Source organism: Spirosoma migulaei (assembly GCF_054776855.1).
The window spans coordinates 139,705-162,799 of record NZ_BAAHBG010000038.1 but is presented as its reverse complement, the minus strand read 5'-3'; the positions used below and the strand labels follow the sequence as shown (position 1 = coordinate 162,799).

Here is a 23,095-nt window from a genome sequence, read left to right as displayed (position 1 = left end):
TCAAAGCTTATATTTTCCTAAAGTTACTAAACTCACTCCTACTCCCACTTAAACAAAAAAGTACAAATCCATGAAAAACCCGCTACGGATTTTTAGGGCAAAAAGTAAATTTCTGCGAATCGTATTCTCGCAGCTTATGCTATCGATTATATTTTTTAGTATATCCATCGCGAGTGGTGGCTATGCTCAGGAATTACTCAATAAGCGAATTAGTTTAAAAGTAGAAAATCGATCAATTAAACAGGTATTGAATGAGATTGAAAAATCAGCTGAAATTCGGTTCATCTACAGTTCAAGCCTTATTCGTTCAGAGCGAAAAATAACCCTTTCGCTCGACAATTCAACACTCGGTGAAGTCCTGGAAAATATCCTAAAGCCACTCCAATTGGAGTATAAGGTATTAGGTAAACAGATCGTATTAAATCGGGCTGAAGTAAAAACGAGTTCAATCCAGCATCAGTCGACAGAATTAGTAGCCGAAATTCCGGCCGATATCCCCATTAAAGGTTCTGTAAAAGACGATAAAGGCGAGCCCATTATTGGTGCCAGTATCATCATTAAAGGCCTGACTAAGGGTACGACGACGGATGTTGACGGAAAATTTTCTCTTTCCGTTGCCAGTCAAAATGCCGAGCTGATTTTCAGTTTTATTGGCTATGAATCTCAGAGCATCGCTATTGGCAATAGAACGGCATTCGATATTGTGTTGAAGCCTGATTTAAAGCAACTGGACGAAATTGTTGTAGTGGGTTATGGCGAAATAAAAAAGACAGATTTAACGGGTGCGGTTGCCTCGATTCAGTCGAAAGATATCACCCGAGCAAATCCAGTTGTGGCTGCCAGGGCTATTCAGGGGCAAGTGGCAGGGGCTACGGTAACCAAGTCGAGTAACAAACCAGGGGCGGGTTATAGCATTACCATCCGGGGCGAAAACACGATCAATAACTCGACGGAGCCATTAATTGTCATTGATGGGTTGATTGGTGGAGACCTGAACAACCTGAACCCCAATGATATTCAGTCGATGGACGTATTGAAAGATGCTTCCTCAACCGCCATTTATGGAGCACGGGGTGCCAATGGTGTTGTGATTGTCACGACGAAAAAAGGACTTTCGGGCAAACCCAGAGTGAGCTATGATAGCTACGTTGGCCTGAAAACACCGGCGCACATCCCCCGGTTAATGAATGCCCAGGAGTTTTATAAGGCGACGTATACAGATAGGGTTCTGGAAGGTTCTACAGGAGCGACGTTTACGGCTGCTGAACTGGACGTCATAAATAGTGGAAAATCGACCGATTGGGTGGGCTTAATTACGCGACAGGCGCTTCAAATGAGCCATAATTTGAGCGTATCGGGCGGTAGTGATAAAACGACCTATCGATTCTCGGGTGGGTATTTAAATGAAAATGGCAATGTGCTCTCTACAGGCTTTAAGCGGTATAACTTAAATGCAGGTTTAGATAGCAAGTTGGGCAATCGCTTCAAAGTAGGCTTCACCTCTTATCTGACCTACAGCAACCAGGATGTGGGTTCTCAGGAGTCGTTACGGGGTGCTTACCGGGCCCGGCCAACGGGCGTGGCCTATTATAATGACCTCGCCAATCCATCCGAAAATGGAGATATCAACGTTGATGGACTTGCCTTCTGGATGGGAATAAACGACAAACAGGTGCCAAACCCACTGGCCGATGTTGATCCCAAGAATTCGAAGCTTCAAACGACCGTGATGACCGCCCTGGGCAACGCCTATGCCGAGGTAGCCTTAGTCAAAGGATTAACCTTTCGTACATCGCTTTCGGCGTCCTATAGTGCTACCAAAATAGGCGATTTCAGGGGCCAATGGACAAAATCGCAGATTGGTGCCAAGCCAAGAGCCCAGTATGATAATAAGACAATGGGCAACTATACGATCGATAATATCCTGAACTATAACCTGGAATTAGGAAAGCATAAAATTACGGTAACGGGCTTGCAAAGTGCCTTTTATCAACGCAACGAAACCTATACGATAGCCGCCAAAGACTTGCCCTTTGCGTCTGATTGGTACGCGCTGTCGACGGGAACGGTTACGTCCTATGCCAGCTCGCTTACCGAAAAGTCGCTTCTGTCTTTTATGGGACGGGTTAATTATGGGTACAACGACAAATATTTGCTGACCCTAACGGGCCGCTCAGATGCGGCCTCGCAACTGGCAGAAGGCAACAAATGGGCATTTTTCCCGTCGGTTGCGCTAGCCTGGCGAATGGGCGATGAGCCATTTATCAGTAAGCTAAATGTATTCTCCAACCTCAAAATGCGGCTTAGCTATGGCCAGGTGGGGAACTCAACCGTCAACCCATATAGTACCCAGGCAACGCTGCTGAACACAGGTTATGATTTTGATGGCACCGCTGCCTATGGATTTGCACCAGCCACGTTAGCCAACAAAGATTTGCGCTGGGAACGCAGTAAGGAATTTAACCTGGGGATCGACTTCGGTTTCTTTAAAAACCGGATTGCTGCCTCGCTCGAATTATACAATCGGAAAACGGTCGATTTGATTCTGAACCAGAAAATTCCAACCGTAACCGGCTTCAGCCAGGTGGTCGCCAATGTGGGTACTATTGAGAATAAGGGTATCGAACTTACGCTCAATACGGTTAACATTGCCAAGGATAATTTCTCCTGGAACAGTACGTTTGCCTTCACCCTCAATAGAAACAAACTACTATCCTTATACGGTGATGGTCAGACTGTTGACAAAGGAAACAAACTCTTTGTGGGTTCCCCGATCCGCTCGAACTTCGATTATCAGTTTGCGGGCATCTGGCAAACGGCCGACAAAGATTTAGCGGCTAAATACAAGCAGGAGCCCGGTTCGGTGCGGGTAGTCGATCAGAACAACGATGGCCAGATTTCGTCGACCGACGCCATCGACGACCGGGTTGTACTTGGCACCCAACTCCCCAACTGGATTTTGGGGGTTACCAACCGGTTCAAATACAAAAACCTGGACTTCTCCTTCTTTACGTACTACCGAAATGGCGTGCAATACAGCAACAATACGCTCGCAGGGACGTTTGGCGAAATGAACAACACGCGGTATAACAAGCTGGCTTCGCTGGATTACTGGCGGAGTGATAACCCATCCAATACCTACTTTGGCGTTGTGGCGGCCAATCCCTATCGGAGCGCGATCAATTATCAGGATGCCAGCTTTCTACGAATTTCTGACATTACGCTGGGCTATACCTTGCCCAGAAAAGCGCTCGATGGCCTGAAAATTTCAAATGCCCGTTTTTATACCCAGATCCTGAATCCGTTTGTGTTCACCAAATTCACCGGCTTCGACCCAGAATTCAATTCATCGATCTATCAGGATGATGTACCGTCGGCCGTGTACTCGTTGGGCGTAAACGTCAGCTTCTAACCTCGAACCCACTAACAGAACGACAATGAAATCAACACGATATATACGGTTTACTACATTCACCATTGCCCTGATAGGGATGGTTGTAGCCGGTTGTAAAGAGGATTTTCTAACTGAAAAACCACTGACTACCCTCACAACAGACGTTTATTATTCAACCGAGGCTGGCTTCGAAGATCTGGTCAGATCCTGTTATCCGTTGCTGCGAAATATTCACCAGGCTCGCACACTTGTTTTAAATGGCACGGATATTTTCTCCCAAACGGGCTTTAGCGATCCCAAGTTTGCAACCCTATCAACCAGTGCGCTGGAACACTACGATGTTCGCCTGAATGCTACGTTACCCGAATTACAAACCCTCTGGACCTTACTCTATGCCGAAATTGCCCGCACGAATACCGTTGTCAGTCGCGCAGATGGGATCACAACCATGACGGCTGATGCCAAAGCGGTGCGCGTGTCTGAAGCCAAGTTTTTGCGGGCGTTAGCTTATTTCTACCTGGTTCAGCAATGGGGCGATGTACCTATGCCGCTCACCGAAACAGTCAGCCCGAGCAAAGACGCAAAGCGGGTCGCTTCGGCCGATGTCTACAAACAGATTCTTGCGGACCTAGTCGACGCCGAAGCGAAACTGCCGGTTACGGCCAGTAATTACGGACGGGTCACCAAAGGCGCTGTTCAGTTTTTGTTATCCCGTGTCTATCTAACGCGTGGCTGGAATTTCAACAATGCATTGGGTGGCTCGGCTGCCGATTTTGATCTGGCGCTTCAATATGCCGATAAAATTATTGATGCTTATCCGTTGGCAACCACCTATAGCGCCTTGTTTCCGACACGCTCCGAAAATCCGTTGAAACAATACACGGGTGCTCAGAATGACAAAAACGCCGAAATCGTTTTTGCCGTCCAGTACAATTCCGATGTGTTGACCAACAAAACCGACCCAGCGTTTACGCAGGATGCCGCTGGTGGGAACAATTTGCACTCTGTTTTCGGCGGAAGTGGCGATAGCTATCCGGGCACCAAAGGCCGTACGACGGATTACAACCGGTATCAACCCATTCACGTGACCAATCCGGCCATGTATCGCCTGTTCGACCCGGAAAATGATTCCCGTTACGATCTCAATTTTGTGGAAGTTGGGTATGCCTTATTGCCGGTAGCCGGGTTCAAACCGTTGCCCGTCGTGAACCCCAACCTTAAAATTGACATAAAAGCAGGCGATACGGTTGTCTATTTCCGCCCCTGGAACAAACCCGCCGTTGCACTAGCCGACCGGGGAATTGATCTGGGTGGCAAAAAGAACTATTCGGTTGTGAATGTAGAAGAATACAGTGGTGGATACGGATTCGTCAATGGAAGCGCCGTAAACGTGAGCGGATTCCCCGGCGACCAGCCGTTGATGTGGAAATTCTGGCAGCCCGGTATTGCCTATGGCGATGCATTCGGCACGTTCAACGAAGCGATTTTCCGATCAGCCGAAGCGTATTTAATTGCTGCCGAAGCCATTGTAAAAGGAGCCAAAGGCGGCAAACTAGGCGGTGCCGAAGTATATTATAACAAAGTGCTGGATCGGGCATTGGTCAAAAAAGGAACTGATCCGCAATGCGCGAAGAGCCCCGAAAATGTTAAATCACTGGAAGCCGTATCGTATCGCGCCACATCGGCGAACATTACGATAGACCTGATTCTTGACGAACGTGCCCGCGAATTGATGGGTGAATATTCAAGATGGTTCGATCTGAAACGGACCGGCAAACTGGTTGAACGGGTAAAAAAATATAATCCCTGGGCTGCAAAAAGTGCTTCCATATCCGACAAACACAATCTGCGGCCAATTCCACAAGGTGAGATCGACTTGTCGTACCCCGCAATGCCGCAAAATCCTGGCTATTAAGATGATAGATTGCGCGAACGTCTTCGTTCGCGCAATCCCACAACCTAATATTTACAATGAAATCCTTACTCTCACTAGCCTTACTCTCACTTCTTACCATCAATGCCCAGGCCCAATGGAAAGACCTCTTTAACGGAACCGACTTAAAAGGCTGGGTGAAGCGCAACGGCAACGCCGACTACAAGATTGTCAATAAGGCAATTGTTGGCGTTTCGCAGATGAATACGCCCAATTCGTTCCTGTGTACCGAAGAAACCTACGGCGACTTTGTGCTGGAACTAGAGGTAAAAGTTGATCCGGGCTTAAACTCGGGCATTCAAATCAGAAGTATAAGCGACCCTGCCATTATGAATGGGCGTGTACACGGCTATCAGGTTGAAATTGATCCCGGCGACCGGGTCTGGAGTGGCGGCATTTTCGATGAATCCCGAATGGGTTGGCTGTATCCGCTATCCATCAATCCCCAGGGCCAGAAAGCGTTCCATGTTGGCCAATGGAACAAATATCATATTGAAGCTATTGGTCCCCGATTTAGAACCTGGATCAACGGAATCCCCTGCGCGAATCTCCTTGACTCACAAACGGCTCGCGGAATCATTGCCCTACAGGTTCATCAAATCAAAAAGGAAGAACAAAAAGGACTTACCGTTCAGTGGCGGAACATCCGAATTGCCACCGATAACCTGAAAGATGCCGTTTGGCAAGGCGGTGATGCCATCGAAGAAGTAAACTACCTCCCCAATCAACTCTCCGACAATGAGAAGCGAAAAGGCTGGCGATTGCTTTGGGATGGCAAAACATCCGCAGGCTGGCGAGTAGCCAATGGCGATGCATTCCCTAAAGAAGGCTGGGCGATGCGGGATGGCGAATTGATCGTCCTGGGTTCTAAAAAAGATAGCCTGCGCAAAGGTGGAGATATTGTCACCGATCAGGCATTCACAAATTTCGAATTGGAACTCGATTTTAAGGTATCAACGAAGGGCAATAGTGGCGTAAAATATTTCGTGGTTGAAGACCGGACCAAAAAGCCGGGCACCGGCGCAGGGCCGGAGTTTCAGATTCTGGATGATAAAGAGCACCCGGATGCCAAAGAAGGTGTAAACGGCAACCGGACAACCGGCTCGCTCTACGACCTCATCACCGCCGAAAACCTCTCAGAAGGCACGATGGCCAGACGAATGAACCCGCCGGGGAAATGGAACAAACTGCGAATTGTTGTGAAAGGTGGGCATGTTGAACATTGGCTCAATAACCTCAAAGCGGTAGAATACGACCGATATTCGCAGATATTCCGCAATCTGGTAGCCAAAAGCAAATACAAAACGTATCCCAATTTTGCCCAGGCGCCGTCCGGCCACATCCTGTTCCAGGACCACGGCGATGAGGTAGCTTTCAGGAGTATTAAGATTCGGGAGTTTTAGGTTTTTACTGACTGTCGGAGTGATGTCAGTTTCTTAAAACTGACACAGTAGGTTTCTTAAAACCTACCGAATAAACTATCAACTCAACGAGGTTTTGAGAAACCTCGCTTGTCAGTTTTAAGAAACTGACTCCACGCTCAATAGTATTATGTCCTCACAGCAACGGGGGTAGAGATGCTTTTATATAGACTTTCCAAAAAATGAACAGACGGAATTTTGTAACACTCAGCGCAACTACTCTTTGCTTGCTTCCAACACTGGGATTTAAAGGCTTTACCAGCCTAGCCCCTCCCAAACCCGAATGGCTGCTTGAGTGGATAAAAATCAATGACCAGCAGTTGGCCAATTACAAACCCCTAAAGGTCACGAACCCGGCCAACAAGTATGTGGGTGGCTACATGAACGATATGGACATGCCGAATCCGCACTCCACGAGCGGGTTCATTATGCGGGCAAGCACCCTCATTGCCTGTCCGGAATCGACTCACTATCAATCGAAAGAAGTACTAAAAGAAGTCGAAGCCGCGGCCAGGGCATTGCTGAAGATGCAGCACGAAGATGGCACGATTGATTTGTTGGACACCAACTTTCATTCAACACCCGACACGGCGTTCCTGCTCGAAAATATCGTTCCGGCCTATAAATTCATCAGGCAAGCCAATGTTAACGGTTCAGAAACAACCCTCGATTTACTAAAGGCGTTTTTAAAAAAAGCGGGTGATGCTCTGAGTGTAGGGGGTATTCATACACCAAACCATCGCTGGGTCGTATCGGCGGCACTGACCAAATTAAATGAGGTGTTTCCCGATCCCCGATACACCAAACGCATTGACCAATGGCTCGCCGAACATATTGACTTAGACCCCGATGGACAGTTCAACGAAAAGAGCACCAACACCTACTCGCCCATCGTCGATCGGTCGTTGATCATCATGGCCCGAGGGCTGAAAAAGCCGGAGCTGTTTGAGCCCGTCCGCAAAAACCTGATGATGACCTTGTATTACGTTCATCCCAATGGCGAGGTCGTCACGGAGGCATCGAACCGGCAGGACAAAGGTACCATTGGCAACATGGCCAAGTATTACTACTGCTATCGCTACATGGCCCTGCTCGACAAAAACGGCGAAATGGCTGCCATGTGTCGGTTGATCGAGAAAACGTGTCCGAAAGAGCAACTAGCGGGCTACCTCGATTATTTTCTGGAAGACCCCACACTCTGGAACGAACTCCCCGCCAGCAAACCCTTACCAACCAACTATGCCAAAGCGTTTCCGTACTCGGGTGTCGTACGCATCCGGCGGGACAACTGGGACGCGACCCTACTATCGAACAATGCCAGTTGGCTCACGTTTCACAAAGGCAATGCCGTTTTACAGGGCATGCGGGTGGCGGCTTCGTTCTTCGGGAAAGGACAGTTCCAAACCGAAAAAATTGAACAGCAGGGTAACTCTTGGGTGATGCACAAATCGCTGGAAGGGCCTTATTATCAGCCAATCGCTAAAGATCAGATCGACCCGAATGGCGATTGGGACAAAATGCTCCGGGCCAATCGTCCACAAAGCGAGGTGCAAAAGCTCGACACGACCGTGAAGATTACCGAGGCAACGAAGGGTCTGAAAGTAGACATCGACATTACCGGTACTGAGGGTGTGCCGGTAGCGTTGGAGTTAATTTTTCGGCCCGGCGGCACGCTGGCAGGTGTCAAAAAACATCCTAAGAAAGAAACCGCCTACCTCCTATCGGGCGAATCAGGCTCGTATTCGGTTGGCGCCGACACCATCCAGTTTGGGCCGGGAAAGTCCGAACACACAGGCGTGCAACTACGGGGGGCCTTACCGGCAATGGATGTCCCAACAGTATACATTACAGGCTTTACACCTTTTAAACATAGCCTTTTGATAGGCTAATTCATGTTCGTCCAAAGCCGAGAAAAGCCGTGCCACGGTTTATTTCAGCGTCACGTAAGAACCGTGGCACGGCTTTTCTCGGCTTTGGCGAATGCCCTGATAAAAACAAAGGAGTAAACTCGAAACTCAATGAAATCCATTAACCTGAAATACAGCGTACTTTCTTTCGCTGTCGTCATTTATGCCTGCTCCGTTAAAGTAGCGACAAAAAGCCCCGTTGCCACAACGGTCGCTGCGACTTCGCCCAGTCAGACTTCCCAGCCAACGGACAGTTTGCCAACGGTTGCCCCGTTTATATTAACGCCCCTCACGCCCGAACAAAGCCAGGCAAAATTCATCATTCCAGAAGGGTATCACATGGAACTGGTGGCGAGTGAGCCGATGATTACCGAACCCGTGGCCATTGCCTGGGATGGTAATGCGAAAATGTATGTGGCGCAAATGGAAACGTATACGCAGGATGCGGATGGCACAGGCACTAAAGATAAAATCAGCCGGGTTATGCTGCTGGAAGACACCAACAATGACGGTAAAATGGACAAGAGTTCGGTGTTTATCAAAGAAATGGTATTACCCCGCATGCTGCTTTGCGTAAACCACGAACTGCTGGTCAACGAAACCGATACCTATGATATTTACAGTTACAAAGACACGAATGGCGACGGGGTATCGGATGTAAAAAAGGCGGTTTATACCGTAGGCAAAGTGGCTCCGGGCAATCTGGAACACCAGCGAAGTGGGTTGGTCTGGAACCTCGACAATTACATCTATCAAACCGTCGACCCGATCCGGTTTCGGTACGTAAATGGTATGCTTCGACCAGATTCGCTGCACAGTGGCTCAAATGGGCAGTGGGGTTTAACGTTCGATAACTACGGGCGCTTATTCTTTAGCCGGGGAGGGGGAGAAAACGCAGGATCTGGTTTTCAGATCAATCCAAAATATGGCCAGTTAGAGTTTGCCGATGCGTACAGCGAAGAAACCTTCAGCCCGGTTTGGTCGAGTATTCAGAATCCTGATGTACAGGGCGGGTTGCCCCGCGTACGTCCAGATAGCACCCTGAACCATTTCACCTCGGCCAATGGCCAATCCATTTTCAGAGGAGACCGCCTTCCTGCCGATCTGGTGGGTGATTATATCATCAACGAACCCGTTGCGCGGATCATCCGGCGGGCTAAAGTCGTCAACCGAGATGGGAAAACGTACCTGGAGAATGTATATGATCACAAAGAATTCATTTCCAGCACCGATGCGTTTTTCAGGCCCGTCAATACGTACTCAGGCCCCGATGGATGCCTGTACATTATCGACATGAACCGGGGCATCATTCAGGAATCCAACTGGACTCAGAAAGGAAGTTATCTGCGGGGAAAGATCGATTATTACGGACTGGCCAAGGTGAATCAACGGGGCAGAATCTGGCGATTGGTGCATGATGGGTATAAACGTGGTCCCAAACCTGCCCTACTTGATGTTCCGGCGGCTAGCCTGCTCACCTATCTGGACCATCCTAACGGCTGGTGGCGCGATAACGCCCAAAAGCAGATCATCGTTTTAGGCGACAAATCGGTGGTTCCTGACTTGAAATTGATGGCGACGGGCAAGAAAAATGCATCTGCTCTGGGGCGACTACACGCTTTATGGACACTCGAAGGCTTGAACGAAATCAACAAAGAAGTCCTTGATGTCGCCTTAAACGATACCGATCCACAGATCCGGCGAGCAGCTATCTGGATGAGCGAACCGTACATCAAACAGAATGATAATCAATGGATTGAGAAGCTAGGCAAACTAACCGCCGATTCGAATTACGATGTAAAAACGCAATTGCTGTTATCGCTGGGATCAAACAAAAACGAATCAGCCAAGGCGATTGCACAAGCCATTCTAGCACAGAACCCAACCAACCAAATGCTGGCGAGTGTGAAAAAGAGCATTGATAAAAATGAAGATGCCAAAATCTACGGGGCTAAACTGGCCGGCTTCACCCCTGCCGAACGAAAACTGATTACGAACGGAAGCGAAATTTATAAGTCCATGTGTTCGCCCTGTCACGGTGGCGATGGCAACGGACTTCCAACCAAGGCAGCCCCCGCACTGCGTGGAGCAAGACACGTAAACGCCGATAAAGAGATCGCGATCCGAATCCTATTGCACGGATTGAAAGGCCCCATCGACGGCAAAACGTATCCGAGCGAAATGGCTTCCATGAAAGATAACTCCGACGAATGGATCGCTTCGGTGCTGAGCTATATACGGTATGAATTTGTGGGCACGTCGATGCGGGTCGGCAAGGGCCGCCAATCGGCAGTTGTACAACCGACTGATGTAAAAGCACTTCGAGATCAATATTCAGCCGTCAATACGGCCTGGACAATCGATGCGTTTGACAGCTTACTCCCTGGACCCCCTAAAAATTAACGCAATCAGGTAAATTGCAGAAGTAGTATTTTTGACAGGATTACAGGATTAACAGGATGATTATGAGGCTGTTTAAACTTCCTCCAATTGCTATTAATTGGGGATCGAATTTGTCATTCCGACGATAGGAGGAATCTCAAACTTCAGTGTTAGTCAAGTTTGAGATTCCTCCTATCGTCGGAATGACAAATTCACATTGATTTTTAATCGAAAAACAAAAGTTTAAACAGGTTCTATGATTAAAAAACCCTGTCAATCCTGTCAAAAAAAGAAAGCACAATCTGTGCTCATAATCATTTAGATAAGTACATGAAAACCGCTTTCTTCTCATCAATCATTTTAGCCGTAATCGGGATTACTTCTCAGGTTGTTTTAGCACAGTCCCCGCTGAAACAACCCGTCGATCTGGTGAATCCACTAGTCGATGCGGCCAACTCGCGCTGGTTCTTTTTCAACTCAGCGACCCGCCCATTTGGCATGGTCAATTTAAGCCCCGATAACGCGATCGATGCAGACTGGAATGCGGGCTATCGGTACGAAAAAGACAGTATAAAGTGTTTCAGCCATGTTCACTGCTGGCAACTGTCGGGCATTCCGGTATTGCCTACAACTGGCGAGTTCAAGGGTCATTTGGGGTCAAATCAGTACGGTTCCAGATTCAGTCATGCCAAAGAAGTAATTAAAGCGGGCTACCATAAAGTTGTTTTGGATGCATACGACATAACGGCTGAATTAACCTCGACCACCCGCGTTGGTTTTCACAAATACACGTTTCCGAAGTCGGACCAAAGCCACATCCTGTTTGATTTTTCGACCTTTTTAGGGCCATCGGATACGGAGAAAGGCCACGTAAAAAAAGTAAGCAATCGAGAGTTGGAGGGCTACGCCATTATGGCGCCAACGGTTCGTCGGCCCAAAACCCTGACGGTCTATTTCGTGGCTATGTTCGATAAACCATTCGAATCATTCAACGGCTGGCGAAACGGAAAGCTGGAAGAACTCACCAATGAGATTGACGGTGAGCGTACCGGCGCTTACGTCAGTTTCAAAACCAAAGCGGGCGACGTACGGAAAATGAAAGTGGCCATTTCGTACGTCAGTGCGGAGCAGGCACGACTCAATCTCAACACCGAATTACCGCACTGGGATTTTGAGCGCACCATTCAGGAAAGCCGGACGGACTGGAACAACTGGTTGAGTCGCATCGAGGTAGAAGGCGGCAATGAAACCGAACAGAGTCGTTTCTACACCGACTTATGGCATGCCCTACAGGGACGACGTATAGTGTCGGACGTTAACGGAAAATACTCCGATATGACAGGCCCGAAACAGCGTATCGGCCAGATACCGCTTAACGCTAATGGAAAGCCTAAATTCAACCATCACAATTCGGATTCGTTCTGGGGTGCACAGTGGACCATCAATACGCTTTGGCATCTGGTATATCCCGAAGTCACCGAATCGTTCGTCAATTCGATGGTGATGATGTACCAGGATGGCGGGCTTATTCCACGAGGGCCAGCGGGTGGCAATTATACCTACGTGATGACGGGTGCGGCTACGACCCCCTTCATTGTCAGCGCTTACCTCAAGGGAATCAAGGGGTTCGATATTGCCAAAGCGTACGAAGGTCTGCGAAAAAATCATTTCCCCGGCGGCATGATGAGCAAGGCGGGTTATGAACACAATACATTCAAAGGGGGTGGTATCGAATACTACATGGAGCGGGGCTACGTGCCGCATCCGTTGAGCAAAACCCGCTATGGCTTCCATCAGGATGGTTCGACCCAAACGCTGGAGTATGCCTATCAGGATTATACGCTGGCGCAGATGGCCAAACAGTTGGGCAAGACTGATGATTACGCCCTATTTATGAAGCGGGCCGAAAACTATAAAAACATCTGGAATCCCGAAATAGGCTGGATGTGGAACCGAACCCTGGACGGGAAATGGGCCGAGCCCGTCGATATATTACGCTACGACAACGGTTGGGAGGAAGGAAATGCCGCCCAGTTTACCTGGTTTGTTCCGCACGATATTCAGGGCTTGATCAACTTGATGGGCGGTCGGGAAGCGTTCACAACCAAGCTAAACGGTTCGCTTGAGAAAGCCCAGCAGCACGATTTCGTGTCAGGAAAATCGCACGATAAAGAAACGCTGGAGGAATTACGACGGGTGTACATCAACTACGGCAATCAACCGAGCATCCAAACAGCCTTTTTGTTCAACTATTCGGGAGCGCCCTGGCTCACCCAATATTGGTCGCGGCAAGTGGTTGAGAAAGTGTACAGCGGCATTTCGCCCAAGTACGGCTATAGCGGAGACGAGGATCAGGGCCTGATGGGCAGCTTGTCAGTTCTAATGAAAACAGGCATTTTCTCGACCAATGGCGGCACAACAGCGAAACCATTTTATGAAATCAGCAGCCCCATTTTCAACAAAATCACCATTCACCTAAACCCTGCCTATTACAAAGGGAAGCAATTTGTGATCGATGCCAGAAACAACTCGGCCCAGAACCTCTACATCCAGTCGGCGCAATTGAATGGCAAGGCTCTCAACCAACCGTGGGTGTCGCACGAAACCGTCATCAATGGGGGAAAATTAACCCTGCAAATGGGCGATAAACCCAATAAAGATTGGGGTAGCAAGCCCGAAGATGCTCCTGAGTCGATGTCATCGAAGTAGGGCTTGTAGCACGGCTGGGCTGACGCGCTAGTGGTAACTGGCGATTATAAAATCAGATAATCCCGTGCGACCCCTACAGGGTCGAATGCTTATAGCAGAATTATATTTCTGTAAACATTCGACCCTGTAGGGGTCGCACAAGAAATCAAATTTATAGAGTATGATTAAGTTGAGAGGGCTTCTATTTGCATTGATTTGCGGCATAGGTGCAAAGACGTACGCCCAAAAAACTACGGCGATCTGGCTGGACGATCTGACGATTAAATCGTTTTCGGAGGGTATTCCAGCGGTGCTGGGCAAGACAAATGCCGCAGGTGATTCAATGCTCATGAACCGACAGTATTTCAACCACGGCGTGGGCGTAAATGCCACCAGTATACTTGCGTTTTATCTGGATGGAAAAGCCGCCGGATTTACCGCTCTGGTGGGCGTCGATGATAAGGGGAATAAGGAGTTACCCCATACATTTTACGTAATCGGCGACCGGAAAATTCTGTTCGACAGTGGGGAAATGAAGTTGGGCGATACACCAAAAAAAGTGAGTATCGATTTGACGGGCATCAAGCGGTTAGGTCTGTTGGTAAAGGTGAATGACGAAGGCCGGACGAAAGTCTATTCCAACTGGGCCAACGCGCAGTTCGTTATGCTGGACAATCATCGGCCCACAACCATTCCTAACTCAGATGAGAAGTATATTCTGACACCGGCTTCGCCCAAAACACCAAGAATTAACTCGGCCACCGTTTTCGGCGCTACGCCCAACAATCCCTTTCTATACACGATCGCAACAACAGGCGAGCGTCCGATGCAATTTTCAGCCATCGGGCTTCCGAAAGGGCTTTCACTGGACGAAAAAACGGGTATCATTTCGGGGAAGGTAGCGCAACGAGGTACGTATGTGGCAACGTTGAAGACTAAAAATGCACTGGGAGAAGCTACTAAAAAACTAACGATTAAGATTGGTGATACCATTGCCCTTACGCCCCCAATCGGGTGGAATGGCTGGAACTCCTGGGCTCGAAACATTGATCAGGAAAAAGTGATTGCCTCTGCCGATGCCATGGTGAAAATGGGCTTACGCGACCACGGCTGGACCTACATCAACATCGACGATGCCTGGCAGGGCAAACGGGGTGGTAAATTCAACGCCATTCAACCCAACGAAAAGTTTCCGAAGTTCGGAGATATGGTGGAGTATATTCACGGCCTGGGTTTGAAAGTCGGGGTTTACTCAACGCCCATGATTACGAGTTACGCGGGTTATATCGGTGGCTCATCTAATTTCGAAAACGGCCAGTTAACCGATTCCATTGTGGCCAACAAACGTGCGTTTCGCTACGTTGGGAAATACCGTTTTGAAACCAACGACGCTCGTCAACTAGCCGATTGGGGTATCGACTACCTCAAATACGATTGGCGAATCGAGGTTCCGTCAGCCGAGCGTATGTCGGTAGCGTTGAAGCAATCAGGGCGTGACATTTTATACAGCATTTCCAACTCAGCCCCGTTTGCCAACGTTAAAGACTGGGCACGGCTAACCAATTCGTACCGCACCGGCCCCGACATTCGAGATAGTTGGTACAGCCTGTTCGTCTCGGCTTTTACACTCGACAAGTGGGCACCCTATGGCGGTCCCGGTCACTGGAACGACCCCGACATGATGATTGTGGGCAACGTTACTACCGGCACCCAACTTCACCCCACCCGCCTAACCCCCGACGAACAATACAGCCACGTAAGCCTGTTCAGTCTGTTAGCTGCACCCTTGCTCATTGGTTGCCCAATCGAACAACTCGACGCCTTCACCCTGAATTTGCTCACCAACGACGAAGTGATTGCTATCGATCAGGACCCGCTAGGCAAATCGGCCCGGCTGGTGATGGATGAAAAGGGTATTCAACTCTGGCTCAAACCACTGGAAGATGGATCGTATGCCGTAGGGCTATTCAACGTAGGTGATTTCGGCAAAACACCGGAATCGTATTTTCGGTGGGGCGATGAACCAACAAAATCGTTCACTTTTAACTTTACCAAAATCGGTTTGTCAGGCAAATACAGGCTTCGCGATGTGTGGCGGCAGAAAGACGTTGGTACCTTTACAGGCTCATTCAAAACGGACATACGGCATCACGGCGTTGTACTACTGCGGATGTTTCCGGGAAAACAACCTAAAATCAGTCAGAAACATGACTAAGAAAAGACCCTTTAAACTAGCATTTGCCTCATTAGTAGTGCTTTCCATCTTCATGGTAGGCTTCAGGATCATCTCCTATGAAGAACCCAGAATTTCGCTCGAAAACTATACGATAGAAGACGGATTTGACTTAAAATTGATTGCGTCTGAGTCATTGTTGAAAGCCCCCGTCAGTATGGATTTTGATGATAAGGGCCGAATGTGGGTGGTTGAAATGATTAGTTATATGCCCAACCTGGAAGGTATCGGCGAAGAAGAGCCAACCGGCAAGATTTCCATTTTAGAAGATCTGAATAAAGATGGCGTGGCCGATCATGCCAAGGTATTTCTGGATAAGCTTGTTCTGCCAAGAGGGTTGGCACATGTTTATGGCGGTCTATTGTATGTCGACGGCCCCAAGCTGTGGTTTGTCGAAATCAAAAACGACAAGCCCGGCAAAAAAACGCTGGTCGATCCTGTCTATGCCGAAGGTGGAAATGTGGAACACTCGTCCAACGGTCTGATGATGAACATCGACAACTGGATTTACAACGCCAATTATAATTTCAGGTACCAGCTAAAAAATGGTAAATGGATCAAAGAACCTACTACAGCGCGTGGTCAGTGGGGCATAACGAAAGACAATTTTGGTCGGCTGTATTACAATAACAACTCCACCAATTTACAGGGAGATTTTGTGCTGCCCAACAAACTGATCCGGAACAAATACTTTAAACCGACTATTGCAGAAGGAAAACGATTAGCCAGTAATCGGGTATATCCTATTCATAAAACCTCCGTCAACCGGGGCTATCAGGATGGCGTTTTGGATGAAAAAGGCTATTTAAAAGATGTCACGGCGGCTTGTGGCCCCCTCGTATACAGAGGTGGCGTTTTCCCGGAAGCCTATACTCAAAATGCGTTTGTCTGCGTTCCCGAAGCCAATCTGATCAAGCGGAATGTGCTACAGTTTAATGGGCTTCAAACAACGGCCAGTCAGGCAATTGAAGGGAAAGAATTTATAGCGTCCACCGACGAAGGTTTCCGTCCGGTCAATTTGTTTACGGGTCCCGATGGCGCGATGTATATAGTCGATATGCACCGGGGCATCATCCAGCACAAGGCCTACATTTCGCAATACCTGGCCGAACAACTAGCCGCTAAAAAGCTGGATACGCTACAGAATGCAGGGCGTATTTTAAAAGTGACCAGCAAAACAATAAAGCCCAACTCCGTACCTGATTTGTCGAAGGCTACCAGCGCCCAATTGGTGGCATTGCTTAGCCATCCAAATGGCTGGTTAAGGGATCGCGCTCAACAATTGTTGATTCAGAAGAAAGACCTCTCGGTTGTTAGCCAGCTCACCAAGTTGACGAAGCTAACCAATTCATTTTCAACCGACATCCATGCGCTTTATGTCTTAGATGGGTTAAACGCCCTTTCGTTTGAAAGCCTGACTGCGCTTGTCAGCCAATCAAAAAATCCAGAAACCATTGCCCATGCGTTAGGCCTGTTGGAGCGATTTGCCAGTACGCCACATGTTGCTAAGATGAAGGCGCTCAGCACGCAATTACTGGCTCAGAATAATGAAACAATCGACCTGTATCTGTCGACGTCGCTAGCTCCCTGGCTCGTGGTATCGGACGCTACATTTTTACCCTTTCTGGCAGAAATAGACAAAAAACATGCAAGCCAGGGCATTTTCCAGGAAGCTATAACGAGTAGCATTAGCGGTAAAGAAGAGGTGTACCTGGCCTCGATGAATCCAACCGATCTGCTGAAAAAGGATTTAACCCTAGCAAGTACGAACCGGCAGAAAAAAGAGATGAATTCCATTTTCGTCGCTGAAAAAAATGCCGTGGACCCCCGCACAAAAGGCTTAAAATTATTCAGAAGCATTTGCGCGACTTGCCACGGTGCCGATGGCAAAGGCATTCAGGATCTGGCTCCGCCACTCAAAGATTCGGAATACATCAATGGCTCGATGAAACGACTGGCGGCTATCATTCTGCACGGGGTTAGTGGCCCGATTCACGTAAACGGCAAGTTGTACCAACTAAACAACGAGATGCCGGCGCTTATCAATAATAAGGAAATCAGCGATCAGGATATTGCCGACATTATTCGGTTTACCCAGAATGCCTTCGCGAAAGATGGAAAAGGGATTACTACTGAAGATGTCAAAAAAATGAGGGATAAAAAGCCTTCTGGAAGCGGCATTTTTAACGAAAAACAATTGCTGGAAGGTGACTTTGATAAATAATGAAGTTGTTTGAATTTTTGCTGTTCAAGAAAACATGTAATTATGTTTTGTCATTCCGACGACAGGAGGAATCCGCTCCGGCGGCCGGGTCAAGCTTGTCTATTATGAAACTTGAGATTCCTCCTGTCGTCGGAATGACAAAAATTCACCCAGTTTTAACAAAAAAGAATGTTTAAACAGCTTCGATAACAAACGTCAATTAGCCTCAATAAACAGGCATCTTTTCAAGACTATTTTCTAACAACTTCGGAGCTTTTATAAAAAAGCCCCACAGTGCTTTTGTGCCCTTCCTATTCCCGTAATGGTAAAAAAACTACCTAACCTAACATGATCAAATTCTATACAATTCTATTCCTGTTCACCTCTTTCGGCGCTTATGCCCAAACGACAACTGTTGTCTGGCTGGACGATTTGCCTATTCAAACCTTTTCGGAAGGCATTCGTCCGGTTCAGGCGAAGGGCAATTACACGGGCGATACGTTGCGAATCAACGGCACCCGATATGCACGGGGGCTGGGTGCCCAATCGCCTTGTGTGCTGGCGTTTGCCCTTACGAAGCAGGCCAAACGGTTTTCGGCGCTGATCGGTGTAGATGATCTGGGCAATAAAGACATTCCCCTTACTTTTTATGTACTGGGCGATGGTAAGGTGCTGTTTGAGAGCAAAGCCATGCGCATCGGCGATGCCCCTGTTCCCATCAATGTTGATCTGACAGGAATCAGCCAGTTGGGACTTTTGGTAACCGATAAGGTAGGCGGCATTGCGAACAAAAAAACCTACTGCAATTGGATCAATGCACAAGTAGACATGGTTGGAAAGGCGCTGCCTGAGCACGTACAAACTACTGACAAACAATACAGTTTAACACCTCTACCCTCCCCAAAACCAAGAATCAACTCGGCGAAGGTAGTTGGGGCAACACCCAATAATCCGTTCCTATATACCATTGCCACAACGGGCCAAAGGCCTATGACTTTTTCGGCAAAAGGCCTTCCCAAAAGGCTTTTGCTCGACAAAAAAACAGGCATTATCACAGGGAAAATTGCCGAAAGAGGTACCTATACAACCACACTCACAGCAAAAAATGCAGTTGGTGAGGCCACTAAGCAATTGACCATTAAAATTGGTGATGCCATTGCGCTTACCCCACCCATTGGCTGGAACGGCTGGAATGCCTGGGAAGCGAACATTGATCGCGAAAAGGTCGTTGCTTCTGCCGATGCAATGGTAAAAACGGGCTTACGTGACCACGGCTGGACGTATATCAACATCGACGATGCCTGGCAAGGTGTACGAGGTGGGCCACTAACGGCCCTTCAACCGAATGAGAAGTTTCCGAAGTTTAAGGAAATGGTCGGGTACATTCACTCGCTCGGATTGAAAGCGGGCTTGTATTCCACGCCTTACATATCTAGTTACGGGGGCTATGCGGGTGCTTCGTCTGATTTTGAAAAAGGCGGTGAAAGCCACGAGTCAATCAAAGAGAATCGGCGGGCGTTTAACCGCATTGCCAGGTACCGCTTTGAAACTAACGATGCCCGTCAAATGGCCGAGTGGGGCATTGATTTCCTGAAGTACGACTGGCGAATTGATGTCAACTCGACCGAACGGATGTCTACCGCACTCAAGCAATCGAGCCGGGATATTGTGTTCAGTTTATCCAACAATGCTCCGTTTGACAAAGTAACGGATTGGGCCCGTCTGTCAAACATGTACCGAACCGGGCCCGATATCAAAGATAGCTGGACCAGCCTGTACCTGACGTCCTTTTCACTGGATAAATGGAGTGAGTTTTCAGGACCCGGTCATTGGGCCGACCCCGATATGATGATTGTAGGCAAAGTTTCCATTGGGCCTGTCCTGCACGATACCCGCCTGACACCCGACGAGCAGTACAGCCACGTTAGTATGTTCAGCCTGTTGACGGCTCCACTGCTGATCGGTTGCCCCATTGAACAATTGGACGATTTCACCCTGAATCTACTGGCAAATGATGAAGTCATTGAGATCAATCAGGACCCACTGGGCAAAGCGGCAAGACTTGTCAGGGATGAAGATGGTGTCCAGATCTGGCTTAAACCGTTAGAAGATGGCTCGTATGCAGTCGGCCTGTTCAACACGGCCGACTTTGGAAAAACACCTCAATCGTACTTCCATTGGGGCACTGAAACACCAAAATCATTCACGTTTGATTTCGCTAAAATTGGTCTGAAAGGCAACTATAAACTGCGTGATGTGTGGCGGCAAAAGGATCTGGGCACGTTTAACGGGTCGTTCAAAACCGACATTCGGCATCACGGTGTGGTGATGTTGAAACTGGTTTCAAGCAAGTAGTTGGGTGGTGTCGGGTTCTCAAACCCGACACCCTTTTAAACCTTTAATTATTAATGACTATGCGAACCGTACTCATCATTTGCACTACCTTCTACCTCCTATTCGGAGGCTCCATTTTTGGCCAACCGAACGCGTCGCGTGATGCTATTTATACCAAAACCTACACGTATCAAACCCTGTCGACGTATCAAAAACAGTTGTTCGAGGATTTTCTGGCGGATGAAATTCCAGCCGGTAAAAAAGTAGCCGACATCCTGACCAACCACACCAGTCTGCGAAACAAAACGCGGTTGGCCGAGGCTCTTTTGTTTCGCAACAAACCGGGCGACAAGGAAAATGCGGCTGAGATTCTGACCTGGATTTTGAAAAACCAGCATCGCGACGAGAACACGAAAATCTACGGAATCTGGAAAACGACCGTGGAGGGCGACAAGTTTGACCAAAACTGGCGGGAGTTCATCGGTTGCGATTTGATTATTATCCGTCAGAAATACCGTCATCTGTTACCAGCCGATATTCTGAAAGAACTTGAAACTGGTTTGGTTCATGCCGCTCGTGGTGCCCTGAAACGGAACGTCGCTCCCGATTATACGAATATCTCTATCATGAGTTCGTTTTTGATGGATTACGTTGGCACTGAGTTCAGGATAGACGAATTAAAAATGGCCGGATTGCAGAAGGCCCGTGCCATTTTCAAGCTTTACCAATCGCACAAAACGTTCAGCGAATACAACTCACCAACGTATTACGGGGTCACGCTAATTGCGCTTGCCTTCTGGCGCGAGCTGGCGTTTTCACCAGAGATGAAGCAAATGGGACAAACACTCGAACAGGAGTTTTGGCACGAGGCTGCAACCTTTTACAACCCCAATCTCAAAAATATGCCTGGCCCCTATTTCCGGGGCTACGGCATGGACATGCAGAAATATTTTTCGATCATGGGCATCTGGATTGCCATTGCCGTTGATAATGCAAAGCATGCACCAATACCTGCGACAACAGATGGGCCGAAATATGGCGAAATGAGTAACCTGGCTCCTATTTTCAACCTGGGGCTGGCCATTCCAAAAGCAGATTTAGCAACTCTTAAAGGCTTTTCAGGTCCACGGTTTATCAGCCGAACGGTTCCCAACACCTACGCAGGTGACAGTCTGAAGCAGGTAACAGCCACGATTTATAAAGATTGGATGATGGGCGGTGTATGGGGCAATCGACGGGTATGGAATCAAATTAAAACGGGCGCTATACACTGGAAAACGGCCAATGGCGATGTAAGCTGGTTGCTGGTACCCGGTAATGGAAAGACGAACGTAAAAGTCAGCAAAACGACGATGAACCTGTATTTGGCGGACACCAAAGCGACGACTGTTGAACTGTATGTATGCGCCCAAAATGCGGTAACCGACTCATTCAAAGACAACCTATGGACATTGCCCTCCATGACGATGAACATAAATACAACGTTGAAACGCACACAGACCGAGAAGGTCGATCCGGCACTTTTTGCGAAAGAATGGGAAGTTTCGGGCTCTTGTCCCAATGTTATCAAGGTCGTTTACGAAATTCCCGCTTCCTGGGATACCGCGACGCCGTTACTGGAAATCACGCCTAAACAATAAAACACGTCTTTAACTCTTCATCATGCAAACCCAGACACTATACAGGTTCTTGATTCGCTCGCTCTTTCTGACACTGGGCATGCTGGTTGTCTGGTGGGGCCTCGATTCGTTTTTCAATGGTTCGGTTTGGGACGGCATGGTTGTCAGCAAATCGGCGCTAACGGTCGAGTACTGCGAGTTTAACAATGTGGCCCGCTTTTTTCACCAACGGATGAATACGTATTCCAATCTGGCGTATTTCTTCTTTGGGGTACTGATCCTACAAATTGCTTACGACGATTATAAAAACGAAGGCATAAAGCGCCAGAATCGGTTAGAATCGTTTCCAATGCTGTCGGCCTTGATGGGTATCTGCTTTATTTATCTGGGCTTTGGCAGCGCTTTTTTTCACGCATCGCTCACCTACCTTGGCCAGCGAGTCGATATGAACGGCACCTACGGCATTACGCTGGTGCTGGTGAGTATCGGGCTGTATCACGTTCTGCATAAAGTCAGGTTCACGCAACCCGTCAAAACTATCTGGGCCGTTTCGCTGCTGATTCTGATTATCCTGTTTTTAAAAATCGCGTTACTGATTCCAAGCTCCAAATTATTGCCCGGCCTGATTCTGGCGCTACTGATCTTTATCGCCATCAATTATGTCCAGTTTAGAAAAGAGCGGTCGGGGCTATTAGCCATTGCAAGCCTTGTATTGATGGTAGTCGCCGTCCGGTTTCGCACGTTGGATGTGCAGAAAATAGGCTGTGATCCCCACTCCCTTATCCAGGGACATTCCATCTGGCATTTACTGACGGCACTCAGCAGTGTTTGTAGCTATTCCTTTTTCCGATTCGCAGGGAGGAAAAAAATAGCCGCATTGTGATGTCGTTTTTTTGCGGTGATGTCGGGTTCTAAAACCCGACATAAAGAGGTTTCTCAAAACCTCGTGTCAATAGGTTTTGAGAAACCTCAATGTCAGAT

At 48.2% G+C, this 23,095-nt stretch carries 11 protein-coding genes; all 11 read left to right on the top strand.

All coding sequences use genetic code 11. The features are described from left to right. The first annotated feature begins 70 nt into the window (after window positions 1-70). A complete protein-coding gene (locus tag ACYVGO_RS34270) occupies window positions 71-3,412 on the top strand; it encodes a TonB-dependent receptor (protein ID WP_460973234.1) in 3,342 nt (1,113 codons plus the stop codon). A gap of 25 nt (window positions 3,413-3,437) precedes the next feature. Then, window positions 3,438-5,309 (top strand): RagB/SusD family nutrient uptake outer membrane protein, encoded by a 1,872-nt coding sequence (locus tag ACYVGO_RS34265; RefSeq protein WP_460973233.1) that lies wholly within the window; start codon window positions 3,438-3,440, stop codon window positions 5,307-5,309. 56 nt (window positions 5,310-5,365) lie between these two features. Beyond that, on the top strand, window positions 5,366-6,730 hold the full coding sequence (locus ACYVGO_RS34260; RefSeq protein ID WP_460973231.1) for a 3-keto-disaccharide hydrolase: 1,365 nt from the start codon (window positions 5,366-5,368) through the stop codon (window positions 6,728-6,730). A gap of 200 nt (window positions 6,731-6,930) precedes the next feature. After that, window positions 6,931-8,637, top strand: a complete 1,707-nt coding sequence (locus tag ACYVGO_RS34255) for a hypothetical protein (protein ID WP_460973230.1) — start codon at window positions 6,931-6,933, stop codon at window positions 8,635-8,637. Between the two features lie 129 nt (window positions 8,638-8,766). Beyond that, window positions 8,767-11,058, top strand: a complete 2,292-nt coding sequence (locus tag ACYVGO_RS34250; protein ID WP_460973229.1) for a DUF7133 domain-containing protein — start codon at window positions 8,767-8,769, stop codon at window positions 11,056-11,058. Window positions 11,059-11,367: 309 nt separating this feature from the next. Continuing rightward, entirely contained in the window at window positions 11,368-13,746 is a 2,379-nt protein-coding gene (locus ACYVGO_RS34245; protein ID WP_460973228.1) for a GH92 family glycosyl hydrolase, read from the top strand. Between the two features lie 160 nt (window positions 13,747-13,906). Next, on the top strand, window positions 13,907-15,940 hold the full coding sequence (locus ACYVGO_RS34240; protein ID WP_460973227.1) for an NPCBM/NEW2 domain-containing protein: 2,034 nt from the start codon (window positions 13,907-13,909) through the stop codon (window positions 15,938-15,940). Further along, a complete protein-coding gene (locus tag ACYVGO_RS34235) occupies window positions 15,933-18,182 on the top strand; it encodes a DUF7133 domain-containing protein (RefSeq protein WP_460973226.1) in 2,250 nt (749 codons plus the stop codon). Before ACYVGO_RS34240 ends, ACYVGO_RS34235 begins: the two co-directional genes overlap by 8 nt. 327 nt (window positions 18,183-18,509) lie before the next feature. After that, window positions 18,510-20,516: an NPCBM/NEW2 domain-containing protein gene (locus ACYVGO_RS34230; RefSeq protein WP_460973225.1), complete on the top strand. Its 2,007-nt coding sequence runs from the start codon at window positions 18,510-18,512 to the stop codon at window positions 20,514-20,516. 59 nt (window positions 20,517-20,575) lie between these two features. After that, on the top strand, window positions 20,576-22,135 hold the full coding sequence (locus ACYVGO_RS34225) for a hypothetical protein (protein WP_460973223.1): 1,560 nt from the start codon (window positions 20,576-20,578) through the stop codon (window positions 22,133-22,135). A gap of 22 nt (window positions 22,136-22,157) precedes the next feature. Beyond that, window positions 22,158-22,997, top strand: coding sequence for a ceramidase domain-containing protein (locus ACYVGO_RS34220; RefSeq protein ID WP_460973221.1), 840 nt, complete (start codon window positions 22,158-22,160; stop codon window positions 22,995-22,997). Window positions 22,998-23,095: the final 98 nt, after the last annotated feature.

What these genes read in the sequence shown, in the direction of transcription:
- ACYVGO_RS34265 (WP_460973233.1), top strand. Translation starts at nt 3,438, where the DNA reads ATGAAATCAACACGATATATACGGTTTACTACATTCACCATTGCCCTG.
- ACYVGO_RS34230 (WP_460973225.1), top strand. Translation starts at nt 18,510, where the DNA reads ATGATCAAATTCTATACAATTCTATTCCTGTTCACCTCTTTCGGCGCT.
- ACYVGO_RS34240 (WP_460973227.1), top strand. Translation starts at nt 13,907, where the DNA reads ATGATTAAGTTGAGAGGGCTTCTATTTGCATTGATTTGCGGCATAGGT.
- ACYVGO_RS34250 (WP_460973229.1), top strand. Translation starts at nt 8,767, where the DNA reads ATGAAATCCATTAACCTGAAATACAGCGTACTTTCTTTCGCTGTCGTC.
- ACYVGO_RS34245 (WP_460973228.1), top strand. Translation starts at nt 11,368, where the DNA reads ATGAAAACCGCTTTCTTCTCATCAATCATTTTAGCCGTAATCGGGATT.
- ACYVGO_RS34235 (WP_460973226.1), top strand. Translation starts at nt 15,933, where the DNA reads ATGACTAAGAAAAGACCCTTTAAACTAGCATTTGCCTCATTAGTAGTG.
- ACYVGO_RS34220 (WP_460973221.1), top strand. Translation starts at nt 22,158, where the DNA reads ATGCAAACCCAGACACTATACAGGTTCTTGATTCGCTCGCTCTTTCTG.
- ACYVGO_RS34255 (WP_460973230.1), top strand. Translation starts at nt 6,931, where the DNA reads ATGAACAGACGGAATTTTGTAACACTCAGCGCAACTACTCTTTGCTTG.
- ACYVGO_RS34225 (WP_460973223.1), top strand. Translation starts at nt 20,576, where the DNA reads ATGCGAACCGTACTCATCATTTGCACTACCTTCTACCTCCTATTCGGA.
- ACYVGO_RS34270 (WP_460973234.1), top strand. Translation starts at nt 71, where the DNA reads ATGAAAAACCCGCTACGGATTTTTAGGGCAAAAAGTAAATTTCTGCGA.
- ACYVGO_RS34260 (WP_460973231.1), top strand. Translation starts at nt 5,366, where the DNA reads ATGAAATCCTTACTCTCACTAGCCTTACTCTCACTTCTTACCATCAAT.